The following is a 12,321-nucleotide window of genomic DNA, read 5'->3' on the forward strand; positions in this document are numbered from 1 at the left end:
ACGCCTCAATCGAAAAAAAGTTACATGAATATTGTTTATTCCTCGGGTTTTACGCTATGAGTCTCAGGGGAGACTGACGATGGGCAATTTGACCCAATATCTGGCCGACTACTTGGCCCCGGCATCTGCCGCACTTGCCGCATTGGTGGCGTATGTGGCAGTCTACAAAAACTCCCAGCCCCAAGTCGTTGCATACTATCAACCTAGCGAGCGGCAGCAATCAATAATCGAACTGGTTATTGAGAATGTAGGAACCGGCAATGCCACCGATATAAAGTTCTCAAAACCGATCCCTATTGGATGGTATGGGATTGAGTCCTCATCTGGGCAGGGCAGCTATATTCCCACATCGGGCATACCTTTGCTTGCGCCCGGTCAGCGCCTGGTATTTCACGGCGGGCAGTTCGGAGGGCTTGCAGAGGAGCTAGGGCCAGAAGGGATTCAGTTAGATATAACGTACAGGTTCAACCCCCCGCTTTGGCCGAAGAAAAGGGCTATCGACACCTGTGTTCTATCCATCGAGCATTTTAGGGGAATGGTAACGATAAAAAGCCTAGAGCAAGCAGTGGTTGATGCCATTGAGGGACGAAACCAAACTACCCTCAAGAGCATCCGCGATTCTATTCAGGGAATTAATAGAAACTTAGCGGCAATTAGTGTCGCTGTGGTCTCAGATATTAACCAGTCAAAACCGGATCAAAGACCATAAACTGCTTCGATTTGGTGCTATTAGCGACATGTTCGGGGAAATCTCGAGCAACAGTGCTGGACCGCGCACGACTTCGGAAGTTGCGGCTTTCGCGCATACCATAAACAATATTTATGGCCGCCTATCAATTGTATTGTTAGGGCTTACGTTTTCCCGCTGGTAGTCTTGGCCTTGTTCAATCGCCAAGGAGGCCGCCTACACCATTAACCTATTTTTGTGGGGTTGGCCGCCGCTGCGGCCAGTGCTGTGGCGCTTAGCGCCAGTGCTCAATCGCCTATCGGTAAAAGAGCACCGTAACTGCATTGCCAGAGACGCTTATCGAAGCAGATGTTGACGCGGTCGCCCAGTAACAAGTAGGGGTTGCAACCTCTACTCGCTCGGTAATTAGCCCAGCCAGGGCATAATCTTTGAATAAAAACCGGTTGTGATACGGCACGTGCTCGCCCATACTTAACTTGTTTGACGCTGGTTCCTGGATCCACCGTTCTCTGTCAGTAAGGGTATTGCCATGTCCGATCTGTTTGAGAACCCCATGGGGCTGATGGGGTTCGAATTTGTTGAGTTCGCCTCTCCGACGCCCAATGTGCTCGAGCCGCTTTTCGAGCTTATGGGCTTTACCAAGGTTGCTCGTCATCGCTCCAAGGATGTGGCGCTGTATCGGCAGGGCGACATCAATTTCGTCGTCAACAATGAACCAAAAAGCCCGGCGGCTTACTTTGCCGCCGAGCGCGGGCCCTCGGCCTGCGGCATGGCTTTTCGTGTTCAAGACTCTCATTTCGCTTACGCCCGTGCGCTCGAGCTGGGCGCCCAACCTATGGAAATACCCACCGGCCCCATGGAGCTTCGGCTGCCGGCGATCAAGGGTATTGGCGGGGCCCCTTTGTACTTGATTGACCGGTTTGAAGAAGGCAAGTCGATCTACGACATTGATTTCGAGTTTCTGCCGGGTGTTCAGCGCAAGCCCAAGGGTTTTGGGCTGAAGCTGGTCGACCACCTTACCCATAACGTATACCGGGGCCGCATGGCATTCTGGGCCGGCTTCTACGAGAAACTCTTCAACTTTCGCGAGATCCGTTACTTTGACATTTCCGGTGAATACACGGGCCTGACCTCTAGGGCCATGACCGCGCCCGACGGCATGATCCGCATACCGCTCAATGAAGAGTCCAAAAAAGGGGGCGGGCAGATCGAAGAGTTTTTAATGCAGTTCAACGGCGAAGGTATTCAGCACATTGCGTTGCTGACCGACGACTTGAAGTCGAGCCTCGATCTTTTGAAGGCGGCCGGCGTTCCATTTGCGCCGGCGCCGCCCGACACCTATTACGAAATGCTCGACGAGCGGCTGCCGGGCCACGGCGAAAACATTGCCGAGCTGAAGACGCGCGGAATTCTTCTCGATGGCAGCACTCAGGGCGAGAAGCGGTTGCTGCTGCAGATCTTTTCACAGCCGGTACTGGGCCCGGTGTTCTTTGAGTTTATTCAGCGCAAGGGCGACCAGGGTTTTGGCGAAGGCAATTTCAAGGCGTTGTTCGAGTCGATGGAACGCGATCAGATCCGTCGCGGCGTGCTCAGCGCCCAGGGGTAAACCATGAAGATCGACCGTATACACCACGTGGCTTACCGTTGCCGCGACGCAAAAGAAACGGTGTTGTGGTACCAAAAGATGCTGAACATGGATTTCGTGCTGGCCATCTCCGAAGACAACGTGCCTTCGACCGGCGAGCCCGATCCGTACATGCATGTTTTTATGGATGCGGGCAACGGCAACGTGCTGGCGTTTTTCGAGCTGCCCACCAAGCCCCAGATGGGGCGCGACCCAAACACGCCGGGTTGGGTGCAGCACATCGCGTTCAAGGTCAAAGACCGGCAAGAGCTGCTGGCCTTCAAAACGCATTTGGAAGCCAACGGTGTTCAGGTACTGGGCGTTACCGACCATGGCATTTTCCACTCCATTTACTTCTTCGACCCCAATGGACACCGATTAGAGCTGGCGTGCCCCGACCCGGAAGAAGCCGCGCAGCTGCAGCAGCTGGATGCGGTCAAATGGGACATGCTAGAAGAGTGGTCGCGAACCAAGCGGGCGCCCAAGCATGCCGCCTTTCTGCATAGCCGTGCATCGCAACACTAAGGGCGCGGCCTACACAATGAACGAAACACACGACCCAGCTTTGCAGAGCTGGGTGGCGTCGGCCAACATTGAACGATGCGACTTTCCCATACAGAACCTGCCGTTCGGGGTTTTTCGCCGTCGCGGCAGCCGCGAACAATACCGTGGCGGGGTGGCCATTGGCGAGCAGATTTTAGATTTGGCTGCGGTAGCCGCCACAGGGGTGTTTAGCGGACAGGCCGCGCTGGCCGCGCAGGCGGCGGCACAAGAAAAACTCAATGGGCTTATGGCGCTTGGTTCCGCCGCCTGCAGCGCCTTGCGCTTGAGCCTGTCGCGCGGGCTGCGGGCCGGTGCCGGCGAACAAGCGCAACTTCAACACTGCCTGGTGCCGCAGGCCGACGCCGAGTTCAGCGTGCCCGCCAACATTGGCGATTACACCGATTTTTATACGTCCATTCATCACGCCACCAACGTCGGCAGGCTGTTTCGTCCAGAAAGCCCCTTGCTGCCGAACTATAAATGGATACCCATTGGCTATCACGGCCGCGCCTCCAGCATTGCGGTGTCTGGTCACGCCTTTCGTCGACCGTTGGGGCAGGTGCTGCCGCCCGGTGCCGCCCAGCCACAGCTTGCGCCCAGCCAGCGTCTGGACATCGAGCTGGAGCTGGGCGTGTTCATTGGCCGGGGTAACGAATCGGGTACAGCGGTGCCCATAAGCGATGCCGACGATCATGTGTTTGGCATCTGCCTGCTTAACGACTGGTCGGCTCGCGACATACAGGCGTGGGAATACCAGCCGCTGGGGCCTTTTCTGTCAAAGAGCTTTGCAACGACCATCTCGCCGTGGATCGTCACGCTTGAGGCGCTTGCTCCTTACCGCGTGCCCTTCGTTCGCCCGGCCGAAGACCCGCAACCGCTGCCCTATCTTGATTCCGAGCAGAATCGGCGCCTGGGCTCGTTCGACATTGAACTGGAGATCGGGCTGCAAACATCGCGAATGCAAGAGGCCGGGCAGCCCGACGCGACCATCTGCCGAACCAACTACAGGCATGCCTACTGGACTATGGCCCAATTGGTTTCGCACCACACCGTCAATGGATGCAATCTCAGGCCCGGCGACCTTTTCGGAACCGGGACGCTGTCGGGGCCGACCCTGGATCAGGCTGGGGCATTGGTGGAATTGACCTCGGGCGGAAAAACTTCTTTGCAGCTGCCCAATGGCGAAACCAGAACTTTTCTTGCCGATGGCGATTCCGTCGTGCTTCGCGCATGGTGTGAACGGCCCAACGCGAAGCGTATTGGCTTCGGCGAATGCCGGGGTACGGTGCTGCCCTGTAAACATTGAACACGGGTCTGTTGCGCTTTGGACAAGCTTAGCAATCGTTGCCCCCCAATCATAAATGGGTAACTGACGTGCACTTTGCGGGTTTCGTGACGTTGCCGGCGCAGCGATATTGCACATTGATCCGGTTTGCAAAAAGGGGTGTTATGTCGTGGTGTGATCAATCAGAAGTCGTCGAATTTCTGTGCGGCCAGGTTCCTTCGGGTGGCGATCGCACCTACGCCGGCCGCACCTACGCCGGTCGCACCTACGCCGGTCGCACCGAAGACCGCATGGTCGAAACCCATATATCCATCATCGTCATGCGGGGCCCTCTGGTCTGGAAACTGAAGCGGGCCATTCGCCTGCCTTATCTTGATTTTTCCACGCCCGCTTTGCGGGCGGCCGCTTGCGAGCACGAAGTGGCGTTGAATCGGCGCACGGCGCCCGCGATTTACCTGGGTGTGCGACGCATCACCCGCGCGGCAAACGGCAAGCTCGAGTTTGACGGCAAGGGCGAGCTGGTGGATGCCGTGGTAGAGATGCAGCGCTTCGACGACAGCACCTTGTTCTCGCAGCTTGCTCAAGAGGGGGCGCTTGAGCGCGACATGCTGACGACGCTGGCCCGCCACATCGCGGGCTTTCATGAACAGGCAAACGTTTATGCCATGGCTTCGGGCTCGGCGGCGATCGAAGCCGTGTTGTCGCTGAACGAGCAGAACCAGGACATGGCGCCGGTGCTGGGCGCTCATGTGGTGCAACAGCTTCGAGCCGCATTGCGCACGGCATTGCATCAACACCGCACATTGCTCGATCAGCGCGCTGCAACCGGCCGTGTAAGGCGGTGCCATGGCGATTTGCATCTGCGAAACATCTGCTTGTTCGAGGGCAGGCCCACGCTGTTCGACTGCATCGAGTTCAATGACTCCATCGCTGTCATTGATGTGTTGTACGACCTGGCGTTTTTGCTGATGGATCTATGGCAAGCGGGCCTGAAGGCTGAGGCGAACTGGGTCATGAACCGCTACATGGACGAAACTGATGAAGCCGGTGGCCTGCCTCTGCTGCCGTTCTTCATGGCGTTGCGCGCATCGATACGGGCGCAGGTATTGGCCACGCAAGCAGTCTTGCCCCAGATGCCGCAACGCGAAGAAGTTGTTGCGCAGGCCAAGGCCTATTTGGCGTTGGCCATGCAGCTTCTGCAGTTTGTACCCATAAGCATGGTTGCCATCGGCGGGTTAAGCGGCTCGGGCAAGTCCACCGTTGCCGCCGCCATTGCCCACTGCGTGGGCACGGCCCCGGGGGCGCGCATTCTGGCCACCGACCGCGTTCGTAAGTACATGGCCGGGGTGTCGCCCGAAACGCGCTTGCCGTCCAGCAGCTATACGAAAGAATCGTCGGCTCAGGTTTACGCCGCACTGTATGAACAGGCAGAGCAGATTCTGGCTGGGGGCTATTCGGTTATTGCGGATGGCGTGTTCTCAAGACAGGAAGAGCGCGCGCGGATCAAGCAATGCGCCGTGCGGGCGGGCGTGCCTTTCAGGGGTATCTGGCTCGAGGCAAAGCCCGACACCTTGATTGCTCGGGTCGAGGCACGCACCGGCGACCCTTCTGATGCCGGTAAAGAGGTGGTCCTGGCGCAGTTGCAGCGGCAGGCAGCGCTTGTCGAGTGGGAAACGATTCCAGCCGGCGGCACATCACAAGCGACCGCGCAGAATGTACTGGCGCGGTTGGGAGCCGCGCCGAGCTTGACCTGAACGCCCTTGGCTTGTCTGCGCAAGAACCATCGCGCCGGCTAGCCAGAGCGTTCAACGACAAAGAGCGCGTGTACTTAGAACTTGTATGCGGCGCTGGCCACGACCGACCGGCGTGCGCCGTACCAGCAGTCGCCGCGTTCCAGGCAGGTAGAAACGTAAGTCTTGTCGAACAGGTTGTTGGCGTTCAGGGCAAAGCGCCATTGCGGCGTGTCGTAAGCCACCATGGCGTCGACCAGGGTTACGCTGGGAACCTCGGGGCCGCCACGGTCACGAAAGCCGTCTACCCAACGTATGCCGGCCCCCACCGAGAAACCGGGCGTGTTGTAAAGGGCAAAGCGGTATTTGCCCCATAGCGACGCCTGGTGTTTGGGCTGGCCCTCCAGCTGGGCATCCAGGTCTACATAGTTGTAGTTGGCGATCAGGTCCAGGTTGCGTGCAACTGTGGTTTTCAGTTCCAGCTCGACACCCCGATTGCGGGTTTCGCCTGCCTGGATGCTTTGCGTGGGATTGGCGGGGTCGCCGATCAACCGGTTCTGTTCCTTCAAGGTGTACACAGCAATATTGGCCAGGGTGGCACGGTCGGGCGATTCGTACTTGATCCCGGCTTCCCATTGTTTGCCGCGCAAGGGTACAAACGGCGTGCCCTGTGCATCGCGTCCCAGCTCGGGCGTGAACGATTCGCTGTAGCTAAGGTAGGGCGAAACGCCAACCGGAAATGCATATAACAGCCCGAAGCGTTTGCTCGTGGCCTGGCTGACGTGGCTGGGCGAGCCCACCACCCTATTCTGTGAACGATCACGACGCAGGCCTGCTACAAAAATCCAGTCGTTCAGACGCATCTGGTTTTGCACGTACACACCCATGTCACGCTGGCGCATGGTCGGGCTGCCAAAGAAAGACGGCGGCGTGTAGCTGGGGTAAACCGGGTTGTAGGCGTCAATCAGCGGCACCGTCAGGGGGCTTTCGTAAGCGGTCGCTTCCTCGTGTTTGGCGTAGGTGTATTCGAAGCCGAACAGCAAGTCGTGCTGCAGCGGGCCGGTGCTGAACTTGCCCTGCAAGTTCTGGTCGGCCTGCAGCATGCGTACCGTCGTGTCCGAACCCCAGGCGTAGCGGCCTATCAGGCGTTTGTTGAAGGGGTCGGCCGCCCATGAACCGGGTAGCGAGAACGGGTCGCCATACAAGCTGCGGTAATCCACATGGTTGTATGACCAGCGCGCGTTCTGCCTCAGCGTCCAGTTGTCGTTCAGGTAATGTTCAAAGGCCCATCCAATGGAGCGGCGTTTGGAATCGTAGCGATCCCAATCGGGGTCGCCGATGAATGTACGGGTGTCCAGTTGCCCGTTGGGGTTGTCCAGCAGCGTACCTTCGTACGGCAGGAACTGCGCGGTCGAGCCCGACTGGTCGTCTTGCCACAAAGCCATCAGCGTAAGCGATGTATCGGGCGAAATCTTCCAGGTCAGCGAGGGTGCCAACACCAGGCGGTCGTCGGGTACCTGGTCGACCATGGTGTCCGACTTTCTGCCCACGGCCACCACGCGGTAAAGCCACCGGCCGTCTTCGTCGATGGCGCCGGTAAGGTCGGTTTGAATCTGGCGTCGGTTGTGCGTTCCGTATTGAATGCCGACCTCGCGCCGGGTGTCGGCCTGAGGGCGTTTGCTGACCATGTTGACGACGCCGGCCGTACTGCCCTGGCCATACAGCATGGACGCCGGTCCGCGCAGGACTTCGATGCGCTCCAGCGTGTAGGGTTCACTGCGGGTCGTGCTGGTGTAGTACTGGTAGTTGGTGCGCAAGCCGTCCAGGTACACCGCGGGTGACGATCCGCGCACATTGAAGTTGTCTGAACGGGAATCCAGCCCATAGGCGTCCGAGCGTACGCCAGCCGCGTAGTTCAAGGCGTCTTGCAGCCCTTGCGCGCCCTGGTCGCGAATTTGGTCGGCCGTGATCACGGTTACGGCTTGCGGCGTTTCAATCAGCGGGGCGTCTGTTTTTGAGGCGCTGAGCGAGGAGCTCGCTGCATACCCTTCTAGCGGAGCCAGCGCGCTTTCGCTGCTGCCGGTTACGGTAATGGGGTTTAAGGTTTGGGTGGCGGATGCGCCTTGATCCGCCTGCGCCTCGGCCGGCGCATGAGTGAGTGCGGTGGCCATGACGGCAACCGAGGCAAAAGCGGATGCCGCCCGAGCCGCCGGGCGACTCGAGAATGAGTTGGACATTTTGTGCTCCGTGAAAGTACTGCAATAGCAACGGTTTCAAATCGGAGTAGGCGGCGCGGCCCTGCTTCGGGGCCGCAACCAGTACCCTACCGCCGTGACCGGCAGAATTGCCAGACAGAGCCACGAAGCCCAGTGCCAGGCTCCGGTGCCGAACAGGGCCGATAGCAGCCCCGCGCAGGTGAGCAGCGCAAGCGCAATGGGGGCGCGCCAGGTTTTCCGGAATGAAGCATTGCGGGGTTTCATGGGCGGCCTCCAGCGGCGTCGGCGGATTGGCGGGCGGTGGCGGTGGCGGTGGCGACGGGCACGGCTTCGGGCGCGCGATGACCTTGTGCCAGGTTGGCAATACGAGCGTCGGTTGCTTTGCGTCGCGCAAACCACAGGTACAGGCCGCTTGCCAGTACCACAATGGTCAGCAGGTCCAGCAGCACCCACAGTATCTTCAAAGGCAGGCCGCCGTAATCGCCAAAATGCAGGGGCTGCGACAAGGCCAGTACCGCCAGGTACCAAGGGGGCCGCACCACGGCGGTTACCTGGGCATTGGCGGCATCCACCAATACCGGCACGATCAGGTGCGAGGTAAATGGCGTGTTCCCGCTGGTCCACACCATGTAGTGGTGGGGCGTGGCAAACAGGTTGCCAGGGTAGCTGAAGCTGATAATGCGATGGCCGGGCACGGCCTGTGCGGCGGCTTTTATGGCTGCGTCGGCGGAAGCCACTTGTGTGGGCGGGGCCGTGTCTTTATAAGAAGCCGTCAGCTCGACCAGGTCGGTGGCTTGCCACAGGGCGAATAGCGGCCGCGAAAGCTCGTTGATGATGCCGGTCAGCCCCACCACCATCATCCACCCCAGCAATACAATGCCCAACAGATTATGCAGGTCGAGCCATTTCAGTCGGCGCGACCTGCCCTGGCGCACGGTGCCGAATTCCAGCTTCTTCATGAAGGGGCCGTACAGAACCACCCCTGAAACCAGGGCAATGACGAACAGCAGGCCCATCAGGCCTAAAAACAGTTGACCCGGTAGGCCGGTAAACAGGTCGACGTGCAGGGCGTATATCACCCCCATGAAGCTGAACTGTTCTTCGAGTACGGTGGGGGCATCGTGCAGCAGGGCCCCAGTATGGGCATCAAAGCGCATGTAGTGCGTCAGCTTGGGGTCGCCCGTGTGCGAGGGCGACATGCCTACATAAACCGTGGGGTGGTCTTCGTCGAAGTATACGTACTCAAGCACTTCGTCAGGGTACTGCTGCCGGGCTGAAACCAGCAGCTCGTCAACCGCAACGCGGGGTGTGCCCTGGGCAACCTCGGCAAAGGGTTTGCCCTCTTCCAGCCAGTGCTCGATCTCTTCATGAAACACCAGGGGCAGGCCTGTGATGCATATGACCAGTAAAAAAGCCGTGCAGACCAGGCTGGTCCACTTGTGCCACCAATACCAAGTTTTGAGTGATGCCGCCGCGGTCATTGCGGGCCCTCCTATTGTGCCTTTGCTGAACAGGCTGTTGATTATTTCGCTGACGCAATAACGAATAGTAATGCAAACGATTCTTGTTCGTAAACATTAATTGCCTAGCCTGTTGCCCGTTTTTTTAGGGGTTTGCCCCTAGCCGCCGTAAAGTTTCGCTTCAAATGCCGTAATTAAATCAATTGCTCAGTACATTGAGTATTTACCCACTGAGGGAAGCTTGTGAATAAATTCAATATCGGCACCCGGCTTGCGTTCGGGTTTTCACTACTGCTGTTGCTTCTGGCCACACTGGCTGCGATTGGGGTCTGGCGCATCAACGGTTCGTCGAATATCGCCGCGAATGTCATCAGCGACCGGCTGCCCGTTGAGCGCGTCATGAGCGAGTGGTATCAGGCTACTTCGCTGAATGCAGTGCGCACCATTGCGGCGGGCAAGATCGATGACCCCTACATGCGCCATGACATCGAAAAAGCCATGGAGCAAACCAGCGCCGAGATTCAGCGCCTTCAAGATCAGTTGGCCGAGACTTTGGATGAGCCCGGCGAGATTGCGCTGTTCAAGAAAGTATTGGAACGGCGCACCGAATACCGCGACAAACGAAATGCCGCGTTTCAGGCGCGTATTGTGGGCGACAACCAAACGGCCAATAACTTCTTTGAAAACGAGCTGGAAAAACTGCTGGCCGCCTACACCGGTAGCGTCCAGGACCTGCTGCAGTTTGAAAGAAAGCTAATAGACGACCAGGCCGTCGAGCTTTACGACGCCAACAACATGGGCATGACCCTGCTTGTGGCCCTGACCATCGTGGCGCTGCTGATTGGCGTGTTCATGTCGTTTACCATTACGCGCTCGATCACCCTGCCGCTGCGGCGCGCGGTGGATTTTGCTGCCACGGTTTCGTCGCGTGACCTTACCGCCACCATCGAAGTAAGCGGCCGCGACGAAACCAGCCGCTTGCTGGAAGCACTAAAGCAGATGAACGACAACCTGCAAAGCGTGGTCAGTGATGTGCTTAGCGGGGCAGGCTCTATTGCCAGTGCCGCCGAACAGATAGCGGCCGGCAACGTCGACTTGTCGTCGCGTACCGAGGAGCAAGCCAGCTCACTGGCCGAAACCGCCGCGACCATGGAAGAGCTGACCGCCACGGTCAGGCAAAACGCGGACCATGCCAAGGTTGCCAGCGGTCTGGCCGATTCGGCCGTGCAGGTGGCTGTTAAAAGCGGCGAGGTCGTTGCGCAAGTGGTGGAATCCATGGGCGCCATCAACGAGTCGTCGAAACATATCGCCGACATCATTAACGTGATCGACACCATTGCGTTCCAGACCAATATTCTGGCGTTGAATGCGGCGGTCGAGGCGGCGCGTGCCGGCGAACAAGGGCGCGGTTTTGCGGTGGTGGCCAGCGAGGTGCGGGCATTGGCCCAGCGCAGCGCCTCGGCGGCGCGCGAGATCAAAGGCCTGATCGACACGTCGGTGGCCCGCACAGCAGAAGGCAACCGGCAAGTGACCGAGGCCGGGGAGCGCATGCGTGAAACCGTGGCGGGCATCCGACGGGTTACCGACATCATGAGTGAGATCACCGCGGCCAGCCAAGAGCAAAGCGTGGGCATCGATCAGGTCAACCAGGCCGTGTCGGAAATGGATCAGGCCACCCAGCAGAATGCTGCCTTGGTCGAAGAAGCCGCCGCCGCAGCGGGCAGCTTGCAAGACCAGTCTGCCAAGCTTGCCCGGCTGGTGGCCACGTTCAAGATCGACCGCCAGGGGTCTTCGTATGAGCCGGCCGAGCCTGTTGAACTGCTTGGGGCTCCGCATGTCGCGCAGCTGGCGCTGTCCCATTAAGGGTTTTTGCAAAAGAAAAAAGGCGCCCCGAGGCGCCTTTTTTTGTCGCTCGGCTGACGTTTCGCCCTTATTTTTCGCGGCTGCTCAACGAAGGTAATGCTCGGCCAGCAGTGCCCAATAAGCCGCGCCAATGGGCAGGTTGCGGTCATTGAAGTCGTAACCCGGGTTGTGGACTTCGCATCCGCCGGGCACACCGCGTTCGCCATTGCCGATGAACAAATAACAGCCGGGGAGCTCTTCAAGCATGAAAGCGAAGTCTTCGCTGGCGGTCAAGGCGGCGCATTGCGGGTCGATATTGTCGGCGCCCAGCAGCTTGCGGCCGATCTCGCGAGCGAACTCGGTTTCGTCGGGCGTATTTACCAGTACGGAATAGCCCTGGCGGTAATCGATATGCGCTTCTACGCCAAAACTGCGGGCTTGCGACACGACAATATCTTTTAGCCGGTGCTCGATCAGCTCACGCAATTCGCGCGACAGCGATCGAACGCTCAGTTCAAGTACGGCCGTGTTGGGAATGACATTGTTGGCCTTGCCGGCCTGCACTGACCCCACGGTGACAACGGCTGTTTCCTGGGGGTCGGCGTTGCGCGACACAATGGTTTGCAGCGCCATGATGATGCTGGCTGTGGCAACGATGGGGTCGGTGGCCAAATGGGGCATGGCGCCATGGCCGCCCTTGCCCGTGAGGGTAATGGTGACATAGTCGGATGAGGCCATGGCCGCGCCCTCGCGGAACATCAGCTTTCCTTGTTTGAAGCCGGGCATGTTGTGCATGGCAAAGACGGCGTCGCAAGGGAATTTTTTGAACAGCCCGTCTTCGATCATGCGCTTGGCGCCGCCCAGGCTTTCTTCGGCGGGCTGGAATATAAGGTTGAGCGTACCCGAGAACTCGCCGTGCTCGGCCAGGTACTG

General features: G+C 58.8%; 9 protein-coding genes. 6 read left to right on the plus strand and 3 right to left on the minus strand.

The window, feature by feature from the left end; genetic code table 11:
• Positions 1-79: 79 nt before the first annotated feature.
• The 5 genes from VL003_RS02025 (at position 80) to VL003_RS02045 (ending at position 5,894) form a co-directional block, all read left to right on the plus strand.
• Positions 80-709 (plus strand): hypothetical protein, encoded by a 630-nt coding sequence (locus VL003_RS02025; RefSeq protein WP_325439070.1) that lies wholly within the window; start codon positions 80-82, stop codon positions 707-709.
• 508 nt (positions 710-1,217) lie between these two features.
• On the plus strand, positions 1,218-2,294 hold the full coding sequence (gene hppD / locus VL003_RS02030; RefSeq protein WP_325439072.1) for a 4-hydroxyphenylpyruvate dioxygenase: 1,077 nt from the start codon (positions 1,218-1,220) through the stop codon (positions 2,292-2,294).
• 3 nt (positions 2,295-2,297) lie between these two features.
• Positions 2,298-2,837 (plus strand): VOC family protein, encoded by a 540-nt coding sequence (locus VL003_RS02035; RefSeq protein WP_325439074.1) that lies wholly within the window; start codon positions 2,298-2,300, stop codon positions 2,835-2,837.
• A gap of 16 nt (positions 2,838-2,853) precedes the next feature.
• Complete coding sequence (fahA, locus tag VL003_RS02040; RefSeq protein WP_325439076.1) at positions 2,854-4,161, plus strand: fumarylacetoacetase; 1,308 nt, start codon at positions 2,854-2,856, stop codon at positions 4,159-4,161.
• Positions 4,162-4,304: 143 nt separating this feature from the next.
• On the plus strand, positions 4,305-5,894 hold the full coding sequence (locus tag VL003_RS02045; RefSeq protein WP_325439078.1) for a bifunctional aminoglycoside phosphotransferase/ATP-binding protein: 1,590 nt from the start codon (positions 4,305-4,307) through the stop codon (positions 5,892-5,894).
• Positions 5,895-5,968: 74 nt separating this feature from the next.
• Here the strand turns inward: VL003_RS02045 and VL003_RS02050 are convergent, their stop codons facing one another.
• Entirely contained in the window at positions 5,969-8,107 is a 2,139-nt protein-coding gene (locus tag VL003_RS02050; RefSeq protein ID WP_325439080.1) for a TonB-dependent siderophore receptor, read from the minus strand.
• Between the two features lie 239 nt (positions 8,108-8,346).
• Positions 8,347-9,567, minus strand: coding sequence for a PepSY-associated TM helix domain-containing protein (locus VL003_RS02060; RefSeq protein ID WP_325439084.1), 1,221 nt, complete (start codon positions 9,565-9,567; stop codon positions 8,347-8,349).
• A 222-nt stretch (positions 9,568-9,789) separates the two neighbouring features.
• Here VL003_RS02060 and VL003_RS02065 point away from each other — a divergent pair, with 222 nt between their 5' ends.
• The gene (locus tag VL003_RS02065) at positions 9,790-11,409 is read left to right on the plus strand and encodes a methyl-accepting chemotaxis protein (protein ID WP_325439086.1); all 1,620 of its coding nucleotides are present in this window, start codon (positions 9,790-9,792) and stop codon (positions 11,407-11,409) included.
• Positions 11,410-11,493: 84 nt separating this feature from the next.
• Here the strand turns inward: VL003_RS02065 and VL003_RS02070 are convergent.
• Positions 11,494-12,321: amidohydrolase (locus VL003_RS02070; protein ID WP_325439088.1), on the minus strand; the 828-nt coding region annotated here is incomplete at its 5' end.

The organism is Pusillimonas sp. (assembly GCF_035515275.1).
GTDB lineage: Bacteria > Pseudomonadota > Gammaproteobacteria > Burkholderiales > Burkholderiaceae_B > Pusillimonas.